General features: G+C 64.6%; 14 protein-coding genes. 7 read left to right on the forward strand and 7 right to left on the reverse strand.

Annotated features, from left to right (window positions below):
* Nucleotides 1-17: 17 nt before the first annotated feature.
* The 3 genes from JOE69_RS10175 to JOE69_RS10185 all read left to right on the forward strand — a co-directional run bounded on the left by JOE69_RS10175 (nucleotide 18) and on the right by JOE69_RS10185 (nucleotide 5,809).
* Nucleotides 18-1,082, forward strand: coding sequence for an alkene reductase (locus JOE69_RS10175; protein ID WP_309798371.1), 1,065 nt, complete (start codon nucleotides 18-20; stop codon nucleotides 1,080-1,082).
* A 391-nt stretch (nucleotides 1,083-1,473) separates the two neighbouring features.
* Nucleotides 1,474-3,612: an endonuclease/exonuclease/phosphatase family protein gene (locus JOE69_RS10180; RefSeq protein ID WP_309798373.1), complete on the forward strand. Its 2,139-nt coding sequence runs from the start codon at nucleotides 1,474-1,476 to the stop codon at nucleotides 3,610-3,612.
* Between the two features lie 13 nt (nucleotides 3,613-3,625).
* Nucleotides 3,626-5,809, forward strand: coding sequence for a phosphocholine-specific phospholipase C (locus tag JOE69_RS10185; RefSeq protein ID WP_309798375.1), 2,184 nt, complete (start codon nucleotides 3,626-3,628; stop codon nucleotides 5,807-5,809).
* Nucleotides 5,810-5,948: 139 nt separating this feature from the next.
* Here JOE69_RS10185 and JOE69_RS10190 read toward each other — a convergent pair whose 3' ends face one another.
* Nucleotides 5,949-7,109, reverse strand: a complete 1,161-nt coding sequence (locus tag JOE69_RS10190; protein ID WP_309798376.1) for a citrate/2-methylcitrate synthase — start codon at nucleotides 7,107-7,109, stop codon at nucleotides 5,949-5,951.
* Between the two features lie 67 nt (nucleotides 7,110-7,176).
* On the opposite strand from JOE69_RS10190, the gene JOE69_RS10195 reads away from it, so the two are divergent.
* Nucleotides 7,177-8,427: a citrate/2-methylcitrate synthase gene (locus tag JOE69_RS10195; protein ID WP_309798378.1), complete on the forward strand. Its 1,251-nt coding sequence runs from the start codon at nucleotides 7,177-7,179 to the stop codon at nucleotides 8,425-8,427.
* Here the strand turns inward: JOE69_RS10195 and JOE69_RS10200 are convergent.
* Nucleotides 8,424-8,684 (reverse strand): cell division protein CrgA, encoded by a 261-nt coding sequence (locus tag JOE69_RS10200; protein ID WP_296362456.1) that lies wholly within the window; start codon nucleotides 8,682-8,684, stop codon nucleotides 8,424-8,426. The two genes, JOE69_RS10195 and JOE69_RS10200, sit on opposite strands and share 4 nt — an antisense overlap.
* Before the next feature lie 219 nt (nucleotides 8,685-8,903).
* On the opposite strand from JOE69_RS10200, the gene JOE69_RS10205 reads away from it, so the two are divergent.
* The 3 genes from JOE69_RS10205 to JOE69_RS10215 are packed head-to-tail and all read left to right on the forward strand — an operon-like array spanning nucleotide 8,904 to nucleotide 10,550.
* A complete protein-coding gene (locus JOE69_RS10205) occupies nucleotides 8,904-9,707 on the forward strand; it encodes a class E sortase (protein WP_374709747.1) in 804 nt (267 codons plus the stop codon).
* Nucleotides 9,708-9,711: 4 nt separating this feature from the next.
* Nucleotides 9,712-9,915 (forward strand): hypothetical protein, encoded by a 204-nt coding sequence (locus JOE69_RS10210; protein ID WP_309798381.1) that lies wholly within the window; start codon nucleotides 9,712-9,714, stop codon nucleotides 9,913-9,915.
* Complete coding sequence (locus JOE69_RS10215) at nucleotides 9,912-10,550, forward strand: aminodeoxychorismate/anthranilate synthase component II (RefSeq protein ID WP_309798383.1); 639 nt, start codon at nucleotides 9,912-9,914, stop codon at nucleotides 10,548-10,550. Before JOE69_RS10210 ends, JOE69_RS10215 begins: the two co-directional genes overlap by 4 nt.
* A gap of 113 nt (nucleotides 10,551-10,663) precedes the next feature.
* Here JOE69_RS10215 and pknB read toward each other — a convergent pair whose 3' ends face one another.
* Genes pknB through JOE69_RS10240 form a run of 5 tightly spaced genes read right to left on the reverse strand, consistent with a single transcriptional unit; the run spans nucleotide 10,664 to nucleotide 18,908 of the window.
* A complete protein-coding gene (pknB, locus tag JOE69_RS10220) occupies nucleotides 10,664-12,610 on the reverse strand; it encodes a Stk1 family PASTA domain-containing Ser/Thr kinase (RefSeq protein WP_309798386.1) in 1,947 nt (648 codons plus the stop codon).
* 55 nt (nucleotides 12,611-12,665) lie between these two features.
* Entirely contained in the window at nucleotides 12,666-14,396 is a 1,731-nt protein-coding gene (locus JOE69_RS10225; RefSeq protein ID WP_309798388.1) for a protein kinase domain-containing protein, read from the reverse strand.
* A complete protein-coding gene (locus JOE69_RS10230; protein ID WP_309798390.1) occupies nucleotides 14,393-15,868 on the reverse strand; it encodes a peptidoglycan D,D-transpeptidase FtsI family protein in 1,476 nt (491 codons plus the stop codon). The genes JOE69_RS10225 and JOE69_RS10230 overlap by 4 nt, the downstream gene beginning before the upstream one ends.
* The gene (locus JOE69_RS10235; protein WP_309798392.1) at nucleotides 15,865-17,307 is read right to left on the reverse strand and encodes an FtsW/RodA/SpoVE family cell cycle protein; all 1,443 of its coding nucleotides are present in this window, start codon (nucleotides 17,305-17,307) and stop codon (nucleotides 15,865-15,867) included. Before JOE69_RS10235 ends, JOE69_RS10230 begins: the two co-directional genes overlap by 4 nt.
* Nucleotides 17,304-18,908: a PP2C family protein-serine/threonine phosphatase gene (locus JOE69_RS10240; RefSeq protein WP_309798394.1), complete on the reverse strand. Its 1,605-nt coding sequence runs from the start codon at nucleotides 18,906-18,908 to the stop codon at nucleotides 17,304-17,306. The genes JOE69_RS10235 and JOE69_RS10240 overlap by 4 nt, the downstream gene beginning before the upstream one ends.

The following is an 18,908-nucleotide window of genomic DNA, read 5'->3' on the forward strand; positions in this document are numbered from 1 at the left end:
AGGCAAGGAAGCAGCAGATGACCACGGTATGGGATTCATTCGTTTTGGGGCAGGTTGAGTTGAAGAACCGCCTGGCGATGGCACCGATGACACGGAACCGGGCGACCGTCGGCGGGGTGCCGACCGACCTCATGGTGGATTATTACCGGCAGCGTTCCGGTTTGGGCCTGTTGATCACCGAAGGCACTCAGCCCTCCGCGGAAGGCCAGGGGTACATGCTCACCCCCGGCATTTACAACGATGCGCAGATCGCCGGTTGGTCCAAGGTCGCGGATGCGGTGCACGCCGAAGGCAGTGCGTTGTTCATCCAGGTGATGCATGCCGGTCGGATCAGCCATCCGGACAATACCCAGGACGGCACTCTGCCAGCGGCTCCTTCTGCGGTGAAGCCCGAAGTCCACGAGATGAACACCGCCAATGGACCGCAGGAAATCCCGACTCCGCGCGAGTTGGCGACCGATGAAATCCCCCGCATCGTGGAAGAATTCCGGACCGCAGCGCGATCGGCGGTCGCTGCCGGGGCGGATGGCATCGAACTGCACTCCGCCAACGGCTACCTGCTGCACCAGTTCCTGTCGCCGAACACCAATCTGCGCAGCGATTCCTACGGCGGCAGCGTCGAAAACCGCGCCCGGCTGATCGTCGAGATCGCCAAAGCCGCAGCCGAGGAAATCGGCGGGGACCGGGTCGGCATCAGGCTTTCGCCGAACAACGGCGCCGGTGGCACGGTGGAGGGCCCGGATTACGCGGACACCTACCGGCATCTGGTCGGCGAACTGGCTCCGCTCGGTTTGGCTTATCTGCACCTGATGCATATCGGTGACCAGGAATTGTTGTCCTGGGTCCGGGCCAATTGGCCGCAGGCTTTGATCATCAACCGGCCCGGACGCGACGCGGCCGAGGTGGGTGCCGATGTCTCGGCCGGGGTGGCCGACCTGGAATCAGTGGGCCAGCTGGCCTTGTCGAACCCCGATCTGGCTGATCGGCTGAAAGTCGGCGGCCCGCTCAATGCAGCCGATCCGGCGACCTTCTTCGCCGGTGCGGAGCGCGGCTACATCGATTACCCGGCTTTGGTTTCCTAGGCCGCGACTCGCCCGCAGCTGACCGCAGTGTCCCGCCGAGCAACTCGACTCGGCGGGACACTGCTGTTTTTGGCCGCCTCGGTGGCGGTCCGGGCGGGCAGAAAACAAGGTGCCGTTGGCAACTAGATTAATCCAGGGTGAAATCAGCGTGAATCTCTACAAGTGGTGTGTCGAGAAAACCGCGTGAATACGCGGAATGTAGATGAACATGTCCAATTGGCTCGCAGCAACCCTGCGTATATTCAACTCGGATGATCACACTTGTATAGACATATTGAGGTGATCTGAACACTTTTTCGCCGCGACGGTTGCTTCAGCTTTGATTTAATGTGATTGTTTTGTCTGTACTTGATTCAAATCTGTTCACTGTCGAATGATTTGGGAGTTGCTGATGCGTCGCCTCGTCGCCGTCTTGGTCGCGGTTTTCGTCACGATGCTGGCTGTGCTGCAGCCAGTGCATGCCGAGCCGGCCGGGAGCTTTTCATTGCAGAACCAAGTGGCCGTCGTCGGCGACACGCTGACCTTCAACTACCGCACCGGGCTGCCGGATGCACTGAACTGGATCGCGCTCTACGACGATCCGGGCAAGGGCCCAAGCGACCAGAAGTACCACGCGCCGTCGAGCACCTGGGACCGTGCGCCGAAGGCTTCCGGAAGCCTGAGCCTGAGCAGTGCGAAACTCACCGCCGGGCACGACATCGCCGCGTACTTCCTAGCCAAGGACGGTTACACCTGGCTTGCCCCGCCGATTACTTTCCGGCTGACCTACGCCGGTGCCAGCGGAAGCCTGGTGCTGACCAATCCGGCGCCCAGCCAAGGCGATGGGCTCAGCTTCAGCTACCGTACGGACCGGCCGAACCCGATGAACTGGATCGGCCTGTACGACCCGCCCAGCGGCGGGCCGAGCGACCAGAAATACCATTCCGGGTCCACCACCTGGCTACGTGCCCCGGAGGCGTCCGGCACGATCACGATTCCTTCCGGCGCTTTGCGGGACAGCCGCGACATCGCCGCCTACTTCCTGTTCGACGACGGATATTCCTGGCTTGCCCCGCCGGTCACCTTCCAGCTCAAACCCCAACCCCCGTACGACGGCGGTCCGCGCGGTCCGCACTGGGTGACCGATGCCTTCACCACGGCGACTTCGGCACCTGGTTCCAAGGTATCCGTTCCAGTGAGCGGACTGTGGTTCGGTACCGACGACCGGCCGCCCGCCGCTCCCGTGCTGAGCAAGACCGGGGGCGACGATTGGTTGTCCCTGGGCCCGGACGGGGTGATCACTGGCACTGCCCCCGAGGCCCGCGACGAGCCCTACCGGATCGAGGTCGCCGCAACGGATCCCGCCGGGGCCAAGGCCAGATTGCTGGTCGACGTTCCAGTGGGCCGAGATGCCGTGACGCTCAAAACCGCGAGCCTGAATGCCTGGAACGGCGGGGGCCACGTCAACAACCCGGTGGAAAAGCTGGCCAAAACGGTGCTGCTCAACCGATTCGACGTGGTGGGCCTGCAAGACTCGTCGGGCCTCGCCGCCAAGCTGGCTGCCCGGCTCGCCGGGAACACTGCAGCGGCTTCCTGGCAGTCCAGTGAGGACCGGGCCGGGAATGCGCTGCTCAGCCGGTACCCGATGCAGACCAGTGCCGATCAGCAGCCCGCGGCATCGGCGGCAAGCAGTGCGGCAGCCGCCGACCTGCCTGCAATTCACGCCAGTGTGCAGATCGGCGACCGCGCGGTTTCGTTGTGGTCTGCGGCTTTGGACCCTGCGGACTATGGGCCGGCGATTGCTTGCGGGCCGGATGCGCCGACCTCGGACGCTCTGATCCAGCGGGAAAAGAACACCAAGCGCTTCGCCCAAGCCCAATCATTGGCCAAGGTTCTGGCCTCGGATATCGCAGCCAAGACGCCCACCATTGTGTTTGGCTCCTTGGCCTCGCCCAGTGCTGCCGACTGGACCGCGGCGACCGACCGGTGCGCAGCCGGCGCAGTTGCCTGGCCGGTTCCGGAGCAGCTTTCCGGAGCCGGACTGCACGACGCCTTCCGGGCGCTGAACCCGGATCCGCAGGCCCAGCCGGGCAACACCAACAATGCAACCGGCCCCACGGCGGTTCCGGACCGCACCGATTACGTGTTTGCTGCGGGAGCGCTCAGGCCACTCGAGGCGCATGTGCTCGTCGACGGGTTCCCGAAACCGCAACCGGACGTGTTGGCCAATTCCTGGATTTCCGACCACGCTGCGGTAGTGGCCAGTTTCGAGTTGTCGGCCGTGCCGGAAACCGTGAATCCCGGTACCGGGGACCCCAGCGCCGGAGACCCTGGCAGTGGTTCCGCAGGTGCTGTACCGGGCAGCCGGCCGGATGGCTCGCCGACCGCCGACCGCCTCGCCCAGCCGGATGCCGAGGCCTTCGCTTTCACCGGTGCGGAGGCCTGGCTGTGGCTGGTCGCCGCAGTCGTCCTGATCACCCTGGGCGGCACGGTATTGATCGCCAAAGGAAATTTCCCCGCCAGATTCCGCCGCTCCGCCGGCCGCAAGTAGAAAGCACCCAATCATGAGCACCAAGAAACCCGAACACGGCAGCCCCGAGATCAGCTGGCCGGAAAACCGATTGCCAACCGCCGAACAACTCGCGGCCCCGCCCCTGGCACCGCAGTTGAAGCATGCTTCGACGGTACCGGCCGGACTGAGCCGCCGGGCCGCCTTGGCGCTCGGCGCTGCCGCCATCGCCGCCGGTGTGACCGGGGTGCAGGCACTGCGCCAGGCCGCACCGGCAAGCGCCGCGGATCTGAGTGCAGCGCCGCTCACCGGAACCATCAAGGACGTCAAGCACATCGTGGTGCTGATGCAGGAAAACCGGTCGTTCGACCACTATTACGGCAGCATGGCGGGAATCCGCGGGTTCAGCGACAAGCAGGCCCTGGAGTTGCCGCCGTCGGGCTCGTATCCGGGCGGAACCGTTTTCCAGCAGCCTTCCAGCTCGCGCAGCGACGGCGGCGCGGTTTTGCCTTTCCACATGGATTCGGCCAAGTTCAATGCGCAGAACGCCGACGGACTGGACCACTCCTGGTCCGGTGGCCATTCGGCTTCGAACAAGGGTGCCTGGAACCGCTGGATCGACGCCAAGTCCCCGCAGACCATGGGCTATTTCACCCGGGATGACCTGCCCTACCACTACGCGGTCGCCGATGCTTTCACGATCTGCGACCACTACCACTGTTCGGTCACCGGCCCCACCACGCCGAACCGGCTCTACCAGTGGTCCGGCACGATCAATGCCGAAGGCGGCAAAGGCGGCCCGGCGAACAGCAATCCCGCCGACTACAATCCGGTGTACTCCTGGGGCACCTACGGCGAGGAGCTGGAAAAGGCGGGCAAGACCTGGAAGACCTACGCCAATGACGAGGTCGGCGACTCCGGGTCGCACCCCTATGTGGGCGACTACGGCGACAACCCGCTCTGGCTCTTCCAGGCCTACCACGATGCGCTGGCCTCGAAGGATCCGAAGCAGCGCCAGCTCGCCGAGCACGGCGGCCTGCACGACGGTTGGAAGCCGGATTCCGGCAAAGGCCTGGACGTGAACTACCTGCTGCGCGATTTCGGTGCCGACTGCGCTGCGGGCACGCTCCCGGAGGTCAGCTACGTGGTGGCGCCGTACGGCTGGAGTGAACACCCGGCGGCCAGCCCGGACTACGGCGCGCATTTCACGAATGCGGTGGTACAGGCGATTTTGAGCAACGAACAGACCTGGCGGAACACCGTGCTGTTGCTCAACTTCGACGAAAACGACGGCTACTTCGACCACGTGGTGCCGGCTACGCCGGAGCCGGGAACGGTCAATGAATTCGTCGAGGGGCTGCCGATCGGCCTCGGCGTGCGCGTGCCGATGACCGTGGTTTCGCCGTGGAGCCGCGGCGGCTGGGTCAATTCGCAGGTCTTCGACCACACCTCGGTGATCCGTTTCATGGAAGCCTGGAGCGGCGTCAAGGACAAGAACATTTCGGCCTGGCGCCGGTCCATCTGCGGCGATCTGACCAGTTGCTTCGACTTCGCGAATCCGGACTTCAGCATTCCGAAGCTGCCGGATACCGCGCCACTGCTGGCTGCCGCCGACGCGGACAACGGCAAACCCCGGGTCAAGGCGCCGGCGGCCGGAGAGCAGAAACTGCCAGCCCAGGAACCCGGCAGCAAACGCCGTCGGCCGATCCCGTACGCGCAGAACGCGAATGTCCGGGTGGACCGGAGCACCGGCCTGGTCGAGGCGACGCTGTCCAATGACGGTTCGACGGCGGTCTCCATGGGCGTCTACCCGAATGCCTATCTGCCGTTCCAGATCACGCCGTTCGACGTGGCCAAGGGCAAAGCGCGCAGTTACCAATGGCAGGCGGCGAGCCATGATGGCCGCTACGATTTCAGCATCTACGGGCCGGACCGGTTCCTCCGGCGGTTCGCCGGAACCGTGATTTCGGGCAGCCACACGGATCTCGGACTGCCCGCCGTGAGCGCGGAATTGCTGCCCGGCGGCGGGTTGCGTTTGACGCTCGGCAACACCGGCTCGGCAGGGGTGCGGTTCAGCTTGGCCGCGAATGATTTCGTCGACCGCAAGGAAGACTCCTGGGTGCCGGCGAATTCCAGCAAAACCGTGGACTGGACGCTGGCCGGCGGCTATTACGACGTCGTGGTCACGGCGAATACCGGTACCGGATTCCGCTACCGCTTCGCCGGTTACGCCGGCTGAGCTCGACGGAGCCCAAAGCTCTCCGCTCTCCGCTCCCTTCCATCCCTACCCTCCCCGCCCCAGCGCGAGTGCACAGTTGTTGCGGGTGTTTTCCGAAAACACCCGCAACAACTGTGCACTCGCGCGAAATAGTTGCGGGTTACGGTAGCGGTTGTGGGGCTGCTGGACCGACGTATCGGGCGGTGGGCCGGATGATCTTCGGGTCTTCGCATTGCTCGATGATATTGGCGCACCAGCCCAGCACTCTGGCCACCGCGAAGGTGGGGGTAAAAAGTGCTCGGTCCAAACCGCAGATTTCCATCACAATGGCGGCGTAGAACTCCAGATTGGTGTGCAGTTCACGCCCTGGTTTGAGCTGCGCCAACAGTTGCGGAATCCGTTCCTCTACTGCCACCGCGAAATCGACCCGGGGACCGCCGAATCGCAACGCCACGCTTTTCAGCAGTGCCGAGCGGGGATCTTCGGTTCGGTAGACCGGATGGCCGAAGCCCATAATCCGATGCCCGGCAAGGACCTGCTCGGTGATCCAGGGGTCGATGTTAGCCAACGAACCGATCGCATCCAGTGTGTCCAAGGCTCGGCTCGGCGCTCCACCGTGCAGCGGTCCGGACAGCGAGCCGAGCGCCCCGAGCAGGCAGGAAACGGCGTCAGCTCCAGTGGAGGCGATCACCCGGGCGGTAAAGGTCGAAGCATTCAAGCCATGGTCGACGGCGGCCACCAAGTAGGTGCCGAGGGCATCGGCGTGCGCCGGGTCCGGCCGTACTCCGTTGAGCATGTAAAGATAATTCGCCACGTAGCCGAGCTCCGGGTCCGCCGGGATCGGCTGTGAACCTCGCCGCAGCCGGTGCAATGCCGCGATGATCACCGGCACTCGGGCGGCTAGCGCGAGCAGGGCTTCGGAGCGGGCGTCCCGGTCGAGGTCGAAAAGCGGCACGCCCCATGATCCCGGCGCCGTTATGGACTCGAAAGCCAGGGCCGCTTTAAGCCCGGCCAAATAGTCACCGTTTGCAGCCAGCCTGGGCAAGACGCCCTGTAGACCGACAGAGAGCCGGGATTGGGCGGCAATCCGCGCGGTAAACGCTTGAAGCTGCCCTGCTGATGGCAGATTCCCGGCCATCAGCAGGAACCAGACTTCCTCGAGGCTTCGGTGCTCTGCGAGCTCGATTGCTGAGTACTGCCGGTAATGGTAAAAGCCCTCGGTCCCCCGGACGTCGCTCAGCGCGGTTTCGGTAACGATCACGTTGGCCAGTCCGCGAGGAACCTCGATCGGGGTCTTGTCGAGTCTGGAAGGTGTTTGCATAAGCTCATGAGAACATTGATATTGATTGCCATGTAGTCAATGTTGATTCGGTCAAGATCGGAACCGGATGGATTCGCAACCGAGATTGAGCACTGCCCAGGCGGCATCCCGGCTGGGCATCAAGCCTGCGACCCTGTACGCCTATGTCTCCCGCGGCTTGATTTCGAGCGAGCCGGCGGTCGACGCATCCGGTTCCACGTTCGATGCTCTGGACGTGGAAGCGCTGGCCCGGTCTCGGAGCAACGCTTCCCGCAGCAGTGGTGTCAAGAGCGGAGCGCCCCGGCCCGCAACGGCCACCGGTGTGCCTTTGATGGTCCTGGACGCACCCTTCGCCTTGTTGAGCGATGAGGCGCTCTACTACCGGGGCCTGTCGGCTGATCGACTGGCGCGCGAGTACAGCTTCGAGCAAATCGCTGTCTGGCTGTGGGGAGATGGGCCGGCTCCCAGCGCCGATCCGGTGTTGTTCCGGGCAACCGCCGCGGGTGCCCGTGCCGCAACGGCGGCCGGTCGATTGCTGGGTCCCGGGGCGCGGGGCATCGATTTCATGCTTCAGGCCTTGCTCTCGGCGGCAAGCCACGATCCGCTGAAGCGAGATCTCCGTGATCGATCCACGGCAGCCCTGGGCGGTGATCTGATTGCGCAATTGGTGGCGGCCCTCCCGGGCGGACGAAGTTCCCGGGCCGGCATTGCGGAGTCCCTTTGGCGCAAACTGACCGGGCGGGAGTCCCGGCCCGTCGAGTTGCGATTGGCCACCATGGCGTTGGTGCTTTCGGTCGATCACGATCTGGCCGCCTCGACGTTTGCGGGCCGGGTCGCCGCCAGTGCCGGAGCCCACCCGTATGCGGCCATGATCAGTGCGTTGGCTGCAGCGGATTCAAGTCGGCACGGATCTGCCAGCGTCGCTGCTTGGGAGATGTTGTGCGCGGTGCATTCCGGACAGTCTCCGGAACAGGCGATTTCACATGAATTGAGCCGTGGCAACGGCATTCCCGGATTCGGACACCGAATCTACCGACGCCAAGACCCGCGGGCTAAGGCGTTGCTGACGGCTTTGCAGCAGGCACCCGAATACCGGCCGGCGCTGAAGGCTGCCGCGGCTTTGATCGCCGTCGTGCATTCTCGTACGAATTACCCGGCGAACATCGATTTAGCATTGGCGGTTCTGATGCTGGGTTCCGGCATGCGCGAGGACGCCGGGCAAACGTTGTTCACCGTTGCCCGGAGTGCCGGCTGGTTGGCGCACATCATGGGCGAATATCGGCAGAAACCGCTGCGTTTGCGGCCGATAGGCGAATACACCGGCCCGATGCCGGCTTAGCGCCAGCGGGTGGTCATCAAGAAGCCGACAATGACGATGCCGAAGCCCACCGCGATGTTCCAGGCGCCGATGCCGGGAATGGGCAGCGGGGTCGCCGTGTTGGAGGTGATGTAGAAAGCGATGATCCACAGGAGCCCGATGATCATCAAGCCGAACATGACCGGTTTGTACCAGACCGGATTCGGCTTGATGGCTTTGCTCGCGCCGGAATCCGGCTGCGGGCGGTTGGAACGGCGGCGCGACTTCGATTCGGGCACAGGTTCTCCTTGACGGGCGGGCGGCACCGGCCGACCACCGAACTGGGGCGCTGACCAAAGCTGTTGATATCCTGCTAAAGGACATCGACTGCCGGTCCACACGGTTTCTCGCAGCAATTCTAGCGGCAAAACCAAAGTACGGCCTTAGCCGAAGAGGCAGAGTGGACATCAGGAGCGGTATTGGGCACCTCCAGGAGCAGCCAATCGGCTGACGTGGGCATGGACGAACTGATTTCGTCTGCCCAGAAACGGGATCGCTCGAATCGTTCCGGCACCCGGAAGACCCGACCCAAAAAAGGCGTGTTCCGCACCATCGTGCAGGTTTTCGGCGAGCTCCTGATCACGGTCGGCGTGGTGCTGATGCTGTTCGTGGGCTGGGAGTTGTGGTGGACTAATATCCAGGCCGATCAAACCCAGCAGGCCGCGGTGCAGGAATTCGCCAAGGGCTTCCAAGGGCCGGTCACCCCGCAGGATCCAGGGAAAACCGACTACGGCGAGCCGGTAGTGGCGCAAGCGCCGAGCACCGCCGGCGAAACACTCGGCTTGGTTTACATTCCCCGGTTCGGTGCCGACTACAAGCCGCGTCCGGTGGTGCAGGGCACGGCGTTGCGCGAACTGAACACTTTGGGCTTGGGGCATTACACCTCTACCGCGATGCCGGGAGCCGTGGGCAACTTCGCCGTGGCCGGGCACCGGCAGACCAACGGCGCCACTTTGGACGCGATCCACACCCTGGTGCCGGGCGACCGCATTTATGTGCAAACCGCGGACGGTTACTACACCTACGTGTACCGCAACAATGAGATCGTGCTGCCGAATCAGACCAATGTGCTCGCCGCGGTGCCGACCCAAGCCGGGGCGCCGCCGAACGGAAGGTACATGACCCTGACCAGTTGCAACCCGCGCTTCGGTTCGGCCGAACGCTTCATCGCCTACGCGGTAATGGAGTCCTGGCAGCCGATCAGTGCCGGCCCGCCGCAGGAGATCGCGCAACAGGTCCAAGCAACCGTCGGGAAGGGCTGAGCTCATGTACGGCTGGATTTTTCGGATGCTGCCCGGTCCGCTGTGGCTGCGGATCATCTTCGCGTTGCTCCTGATTGCCGCGGTCCTCGCGGCCCTGGTCACCTGGGTGTTCCCTTGGCTGTCGCAGTTCAACCCCTTTACCGACTCCACGATTGGACAAGCTTCGATGATCGGACAGGCACTCGACGAGCCGGGGATGCTGCGATGAGCGCGCGAATCCTGGTCATCGACAACTACGACTCCTTCGTCTACACGTTGGTGGGCTATCTCCAGCAGCTCGGCGCGGAGACCACCGTGGTCCGCAATGACGACGTCACGCTCCAGGAAGCGGTCGCACTGGCCGAGGCCCGGGACGGCGTGCTGCTTTCACCGGGGCCGGGCAACCCGGCCGAGGCCGGAGTCTGCATCGAACTGATCCGCTGGTGCGCCGAGAGCCGGAAACCGATGTTCGGCGTCTGCCTGGGCCACCAAGCGCTCGCGGAGGCCTTCGGCGGCACCGTGGGGCACGCTCCGGAGTTGATGCACGGGAAGACTTCGTTGGTCGAGCACGACGGCGCGGCGATCTTCCGGGGCGTGCCCTCGCCGTTTACGGCCACCCGCTACCACTCGCTGACCGCGGAGCGCGACAGCATCCCCGCGGAACTCGAAATCACCGCGCAGACCGCCAGCGGGATCGTGATGGGGTTGGCGCACCGCGAAGCCCCGCTGGTGGGCGTGCAGTTCCACCCCGAATCGGTGCTCACCGAGGGCGGCTACCGGATGCTGGGCAATTGGTTGGAATCCCTCGGCCAGACTGGGGCCGCGGAACTCTCATCCGGGATGAGTCCGCTGATCCACCGCTGACCCGCAGGGCCGGCCGACCGCTTCCCACGCCCGTCTAATCGGCGGCTTCAGTGGGCTGGGCTGTCTGTGCCCACTGAACCTGGGAATGGGACCGGCCTGGTGCTCGCGTCCGGTCAGGGTTTGCTGGTCGGACAGCCAGGCGGGGCCCCGGGAGCCGGCACTGCCGGGCAGCTCGGCGTGCCCGACGTCGAAGGGCTCGTCGGCGGACTCGGCGGCGGCGACGGCGGCGCCTTGGCGATCGTGATGTTCACCGTGGAACCCAGCGCGACTTCGGTGTCGGATTGCGGCGTCTGGCTGGTCACATTGCCCGGAGCCACCTGACTGTTCTCTTCCTCGGTGAAGTTGGGCACCAGGGTCGGTGAGGCCGCTTTGAGCGCTTGGGTCGCCTCGTCCTTGGTCTTGCCGTACAGCGCGGGCAACTTGACCTTGCCGGTGGCGATGTTCAAGGTGACTCTGCTGTTCGGCGCGACGCTCTGCCCGATTGCGGGCGATGTCGAGACCAGTTGCCCTTGCGGGATCAACGGGTCGTCGATCTGGTTGGTGTCTCCGGGTTGCAGGCCGAGCTGGCGGAGCGCATCCCGGGCCTGGGCTTCGGTCATTTTCAACAAGCTGTCCGGGATCAGCACGCTGGAGGGCCCGCTGGAGACCCGCAAGGCGACCGTGGAGCCCAGTGTCACGGAACTTCCTTCGGCCGGATTGGTGTCGATGACCAAGCCGGTGCGAACGTTGCTCGAGGTGACTCGTTCGACGTTCACCTTCAAGCCGAGATTGTAAATCGCCGAGAGCGCGTCGGTCTCGGACTTTCCAGCGACCGATGGAATCGACACCGTCTCCGGCGCCGGTGGTTTGGCGTTGAGCTGGTTGACCAGCAGAAAACCGCCGCCACCGAGGATCAGGATCAAGACCACGAAGAGCGTGATGATCCAGGCTCGGCGTTTCCGCTTGGCGCCTTTGCTCAGTTCCCTTTCGTCGAGCAGCCCGAGCGGCATCTGTTCCGGCTCGTCTTCGTGCGGCTCGCCGGTGGTCAGAGGTCCTCCGCTGATCACTTTGGCCATCGCCCGGGTTGCCGGGCCGTTGTCCGGATTCTGATCGTCCGGGGTTTGGTTGTCCGGGGTGGCAACCAGGACCGTGGCGGGAAGCTTGGTGGGGATTTCCGAGGCCAACTGGTCGGTGGTGGGTTCCGGTGGTTTGACCGGGCTCAGTTCGACGCCTGCTTTTGCCGCACGTAGCGCGCGACGGAATGAGGCGGCGTCCTGGAAGCGGTCTTGCCGGTCCTTTTGCAGGGCCCGCAGGAGCACGCTGTCCAGGGCCGGGCTGACCTCCGAATTGAAGTGGCTGGGCGCTTCTGCGGCTTCACGGACGTGCTGGTAAGCCACGGACACCGGGCTGTCGCCGATGAACGGCGGCCGTCCGGTCAGCATTTCATAGAACAGGCAGGCCGCGGAGTACAGATCGCTGCGCGCATCCACGGTCTCGCCGCGGGCCTGCTCCGGGGAGAGGTACTGCGCGGTGCCGATCACGGCCTGGGTTTGGGTCATGGTGGCGGAAGAGTCGGCGATCGCCCGTGCGATGCCGAAGTCCATGACTTTGACCGCGCGTCCCTCTTTGGTCACCATCACGTTCGCCGGTTTGATGTCCCGGTGCACGATCCCGGCCCGATGGCTGTACTCGAGTGCGGAAAGCACGCCCAAGGTGTATTCGATGGCGTGATCGATGCTCAGATCACCGGCGCGGATCAAGGTCCGCAAGGTATCGCCTTCGACGTACTCCATGACGATGTACGGCAGATGGGTGTGCTCGGTCGAATCGATGTCCGGCAGGGAATCCCCGGTGTCGTAGACGGCCACGATCGAGGGGTGGTTCAATCCGGCGACAGCTTGTGCTTCGCGCCGGAATCTGGCCTGGAATTGCGGATCCCGGGCCAGATCCGAACGCAACAGCTTGATCGCGACGGTGCGGCCGAGCCGGATGTCTTTGCCCAAGTAGACATCGGCCATACCTCCGCGGCCCAGCAACTTGCCGAGTTCGTAGCGACCATTGAGCACGCGCGGTTCACTCATGTGGTTGCTCCTTTCCGGTCAAGTCGATGGTTTTGCGGTGTTGCGGCCGGGGGCTTCACCTGCCCGAGTTGCCTGAAGGCGGCGTCGTCGGAGTGGTCTGCGCGGCCACGATGGTCACGGTGCTGCCCTTGGCGACTTGGCTGCCGACTCCGGGGCTGACGTCGGAAACCAGTCCGGTAGTGGCGCCGGCGGCGGTCAAGCCCAGACCGCGCAGAGTGGATCGGTACTGTTCCACCGTGGTCTGCGATGTGAAGCTCGGCACTGCAATGGTTTCCGGGCCCTTCGAGTAGGTCACGGTGACCTCGGAACCCTTTTTCACCACGCCGGTCGGATCCACTGAAGTGACGATTCCAACCGGAGTGCTGGCGTCGAAGACTTCGTTTGCCTTGACCGTCAGCCCGAGGTTGATCAACTGGGCCTGCACCGTGGAGAACTGTTGGCCGCGGTAACGGTCCGGGTAGATCGTCACGGTATCGTCCGGGGTCGGCGATGGGGTGGTCGGCGTGCTGCTCGGGGTGGTCGGCGTGCTGCTCGGGGTGGTCGGCGTGCTGCTCGGGGTGGTCGGAGACGCCGAGGTGCTGGTCGAGCTGGACATCGTGGCCGAATCGGAGGTGGTCGGCCTGGGGTTGAACACGCCGAGCGAGTTCAGCAGCAAGGCGACGAGCACGAAGACCACGAGCACGATCAAGGCGACGAGCGGCCAGGTCCACGGGCTGCGGCCGCGGCGGACCGGCTCTTCGGCCTCATCCTCCAAATCTTCGGGACTCCAATCGCGTTCCGCTGCAAGCTGCGCTTCGCTGCCCACGGCCGGCATCGCCGAGGTCGCCGGCGCCGAACTGCCGACCGGAAGCGGAGAGCTCACTACCGAGGTGGGCGCGGTGCCACCGAGGTCGACCGGCGCAGTGATCGGGCCGGTCATCGATTCGAAGAGCAGCATTCCCGGCACTGCGGCGTGGGCGGCGTCGATGTCCCCATTGCGGATCGCATCCGCCGCGTCCGCGAGCTTGTCCGCATTGGCCGGCCGGTTGGCCGGGTCTTTGGCGAGCATCGACATCAGCAGCGCCCGGACCGGCGTCGGCAAGGATTCGGGCAGCGGCGGCGGTGCATCGTTCACCTGGGCCAGCGCGATCGCGATCTGCGACTCGCCGGAGAACGGACGATGGCCGGTGAGGCACTCGTAGCCGATCACGCCGAGCGAATAGATATCGCTCGAACCGGTGGCCAATTGCCCGGTGGCTTGCTCCGGCGCCAGGTACTGGGCGGTGCCCATCACCTGGCCGGTTTGCGTCAACGGCACCTGATCGGCCAGCCGGGCGATGCCAAAATCGGTGATCTTCACCCGGTTGTCCGGGGTGATCAGCAGGTTTCCCGGCTTGACATCGCGGTGCACCAGGCCCTGGGCATGCGCGGCGGAGAGCGCCCGGGCGGTCTGCGAGATGATGCTCAAGGTCCGGTCCGGGGAAAGCACGTGCTCTTTTTCGATGATCGAAGAGAGCGGCTCGCCGGGCACCAATTCCATCACCAGGTACGCGGAACCGTCTTCTTCGCCGTAGTCGAAGACATTGGCGATGCCCACGTGGTTCAACAGCGCGGTATGCCGTGCCTCGGCGCGGAAACGCTCCAGGAAGCCGGGGTCGCCGGTGTATTCCTCTTTGAGGATCTTGATCGCCACGGTTCGGCCCAGGAGCTGGTCCTGGGCCCGCCAGACCTCTCCCATACCGCCGATGGCGATACGAGATGTGAGCTGGAATCTGCCGCCTAAGGTGATTCCCGACGTCGGTCTCACTTTTTCAACACCGCCTCAAAGAGTTTGCTTGCGTTAGGACTGGTCAATTTGTTGCTGTCCAGGATGTTCGCCCCCTGGACCATGATCGAAACCACTACTTGGGGATCATTGGCCGGAGCGAATCCGGTGAACCAGGAATTCTTCACCGAATCCGGGATGGTCGGATCGGATTCCGCAGTGCCGGTCTTTCCGGCTACCGGGATGCCGGGCACCGCAGCGGCCTTGCCGATTCCGTTGTCCACCACGCCCTGCATCCACTGCGTGATCTGCTGGGCGATTTCCGGAGTGGTGGACTGGCGCAGCACCTCGGGCGTGAAGTCGTATTTCGTGATCGGCTTCAAATCCGGCGTGCGCACGGCCTGGATCAGGTTCGGTTTCATCTGGGTTCCGCCATTCGCGATCGCCGCGGTCATCATTGCGACCTCGAGCGGGGTCGCCCGGACGTCCTGCTGGCCGATCGCGCTGCGGGCCAGCGAGGCCGGGTCCAGAGTGCTGTTTTCCTGATTCGGGAACACGCTGCGGACCACCGGCGAGGGCAGCCTCAGGCTGGAGTCGTTGAAGCCGAACTTGGTGGCCTGGTCGGTGATCGCCTGCTGCCCCAGGTCTGCGGCGATACTGGCGAACGGGGTGTTGCAGGACTGGGCCAGGGCGAAGGCGAAATCCGCCTGGCTGCGTGCCGCGCAACCGCCGGAGGTGTAGTTCGGCAGGCCCACCGTGGTGCCCGGGAAGTTGAGCACCGCGGGGTTCGGCAGCACGGAGTCCTTGTTGTACTTCCCGGAGGCCAGGGCCGCCGCGGTATCGACCAGTTTGAAGATCGAACCCGGGTAATAGGTGTCCCGGTAGGCCCGGGAGCCGTACATGTTGATCTGCGGGACGTTGACCAACTGCTGGTAATTGCTGTTGACCGCCGCGAAGTCGTGGCCGGCCAGCAGATTCGTGTCGTAGCTGGGTTTGGAAACCATCGCGATGATCGCCCCGGTCTTCGGATTCAGCACCACGATCGAGCCCTGGACCCCGTCGGGGAGCATGTCGTAGGCCATTTTCTGGATCGCCGGATCGATGGTCAGCTCGACCGAGGAGCCTTTGGGCTGGGCCCCGGAGAGGATCTGGCCGACCCGGTCGAAGAACTGGTCCGGCGAATCGCCCACCAAGACGTTGTTCATTTCGTTCTCCAGCCCGGAGGACCCGTGGTCGCGGGAGAAGAACCCGGTCAGGCCGGCGTACAGCGCGCCGTCGGTGTACTGCCGGACGAATTTGCAGGAGTCGCCGGAAGGCACGGACTGGGCGATGGCCTGCCCGCCGACTAGGATCGGCCCGCGTTCATTGCAGTAGTTCTGCGAAATCACCCGGTTGTTCAACGGATTGTTCTTCAGGCTGTCCACGGCGAAGAACTGCACGTAGGTCACCGAGCCCAAAATGAGCGCGAAGAGGGCGACCGCGACCACCCATGAGGATCGAATTGCCTGGTTCACTGTGTCTGCACCGCCTCAGTCGGTTGGTCTCGGGATTCAGGTTTGCCGCCGGGTGTCCCGGCGTCCCGGCTGGCGCTGATCGTGCCGGGATCGGCATCCAACGGCGCCGGAGTGGTGGAGATCGGCCGACGCGCGGAATCCGAGATCAGGAGCAGCAGCGCGACGATGATCCAGTTCGCCAGCAACGAGGAGCCGCCGGCGGCCAGGAACGGCGTGGTCAGGCCGGTGAGCGGGATCAACCTGGTTACTCCGCCGATGACGACGAAGCACTGCAGTGCGATCGCGAAGGAGAGTCCGCAGGCCAGCAGTTTCCCGAAGGCGTCGCGGGTGCCCAGGGCGGCCCGGAAGCCGCGGGTGATCAACAGCATGTAGAGCATGATCACCGCGAACAGGCCGATCATGCCCAGCTCTTCGCCGACCGAGGCCACGATCATGTCCGAGTTGGCGAACGGGACCAGATCCGGTTGGCCTTGGCCCAAGCCGGTACCGATGGCTCCGCCGTTCGCCATGCCGAAGAGTGCTTGCACCACCTGGCCGCTGCCACCGGGGAAGCGGTTGTAAACCGTCGGGTCGAAAGCATTCCACCAGGAATCGATGCGCAGCCCTACGTGGCTGAAGATCTTCGAGGCGGCGAATCCTCCGACCGCGGCCAGCACCAGACCGATCACGATCCAGGAAACCCGGCTGGTGGCAACGTAGATCATGGTCATGAAGAGGCCGAAAAACAGCACCGAAGAGCCGATGTCCCGTTGGAAGACCAGGACGCCCACGCTGGCCAGCCAGGCGACGATCATCGGGCCGAGGTCGCGGGCCCGCGGAAGCTGCAGCGGACCGACTTTCTTGCCAGCCAGCAAGATCAGATCGCGGTTGGAAGAGAGGTACCCGGCGAAGAAGATCGCCAACGTGATTTTCGCGATCTCACCCGGCTGGAAGGAAGCCCCGCCGATGTTGATCCAGACGCTGGCGCCGTTGATCTCGCCGCCCGAGACGCCGGGCACCAAAGGCAGGATCAGCAGCATCACGCTGACCGCGAGCGAGATGTAAGTGAACCGGCGCAGGATCTTGTGGTCCCGCAGGTACCAGATCACGGCCACCGCGGCGATCACCGCCACCGTGGTCCACATCCACTGCCGCTGCCCGGCGGTGCCGTTGGTCGCCACGTCGATCCGGTGGATCATGGCCAAGCCGATGCCGTTGAGCGCCACCACGATCGGAAGTATTACCGGGTCGGCATATTTTGCTCGGAAGCGCAGCGTGATGTGCATCGCGAGAGACAGCACGGTGAGCACCGAGGACTGGAAATAGAAGTCGGCGTCAAGGGTGGCCTGAAGATTTATGTCGACCAGGGCATATGCGCCGATGCCGATGATCAGGGCAAAGATCAGCAAGATCAATTCGGTGTTGCGCCGAGGTTTGGGAATGGTCAGGACTTGGCTCATGGCGCCCCTCCCGGACACGGAGTGGCTGCGGGGCCGGTCGGCGGTGGTGGGCAGCTCGGGGAATTGCTTGCGGCGGTGCTCGGGCTTCCACTCGGGCTGCTGCTCGGTGTGCTCGGACTCGGGCTGTGGCTGGGGGTCCGGGACGGCCCGGTGTCCGGCGGGCTGACTACGCCGAGCTGCAGGTCGCTGACAATCTGATTGGCATCCAGGAGTGTCGCGGCGGGCAGGGTCTGCTGGAGCCTTTGCTGGGAGAAGGCAGGCAGCGAGTCCACGGTCACCGGCGTCTCGGTGTAGACGTGGGACAGCCGGATTGGGCCGAGGGACTGCGAGATGCCGTTGTAGATCGCGACTTTGCCATTCGATTCGCCGACGTAATAGCGGGTCTGGGTCCAGGCGTAACCCCACCAGGTTCCGGCACCGAGCACCAGGATCACCAGCACGCCGGCCACCAGGGCAAACCATCTGGGCCGCCGGGGCGGCTCGGAGATGATCAGCAGCTCTCCGTCGTCGTCCGGTTGTTCCGGTTTGTGGGTGAGCACCGCAGCGGCGCGCTTCGCCGTGGAGCGCCCGGCGATCATCGGGATCCGGCCGTCTTCCGCTGCGGTCACCGCAGCGCCGACCAGTTCGTGGGGGCGGGATGAGAGGTCTTCCCGGACTACCTCGGCGGTGATGTGCACGCCGAGCTGTTCGCCGCGGCCGCCGGCCGGCTCGGGTTCCTCGGCTTCGTCGAGTTGCTCCGGATCCGCTTCGGGATCGTCGGGGTCCGCCAGGTCCGGGTCTTCCGGCAGCTCCAGGGTTTCGTGGACCGTCCCGGCCGCTGCGCCGGGAGGCACGATTTGGATCCGGTCGGTGTTGACGTCGTCGCTGCCCGATTCGGCGACTTCGACCATGACCACCGTGACGTTGTCCGGAGCGCCCGCCTCCAGGGTCAATTCGATGAGCCGCTCGGCAGTGACGGCAAGCGAAGGGGTTTCCCGGACCACCTGTTCCACGGTCTGCAGATCGACGAAATTGAGTCCGTCGGAACAGAGCAGCCAACGTTCGCCCGGGCTGGCTTCGAAGCTGGTCAGATCCAATTCGGGCGAGGCGTCGACGTCGCCCAGTACCCGCATCAAGACGTTCTTGTGCGGATGCGTTTCCGCTTCTTCCGGGCTGAGCCGGCCTTCGTCGATCAGCCGCTGGACGAAGGTGTGGTCCACGCTCATCTGTTCGAAGACTCCGGCCTTGAGCCGGTAGGCCCGGGAGTCGCCGATGTGCGCGAAGGCCAGTTTGTCGTCGGAAAGCAGCAGCGCGGTCACCGTGGTGCCCATGCCGGTCAGCTTCGGGTTGACGTGCACCATTTCGGAAAGCAACGAGTTCGCGGTCTGGATTTCGTCCGCGAGCTGGGTTCCGGCGTCGCCCCGGTAGTCGTCGCGGTCCAGATGGATCAAGTCCAAAACGGTCGACGCGCTGGCGACATCGCCGCCGGCGTGACCGCCCATGCCGTCGGCGACCACTGCCAGATACCGCCCGGCATAGGCGGAATCGTCGTTTTTGGCGCGTACTTTGCCCACGTCCGAGCGGGCCGCGTAGCGCAGGATGAGCGAAGTGGATCCGGCCAC

This window comes from Arthrobacter russicus (assembly GCF_031454135.1).
GTDB lineage: Bacteria > Actinomycetota > Actinomycetes > Actinomycetales > Micrococcaceae > Renibacterium > Renibacterium russicum.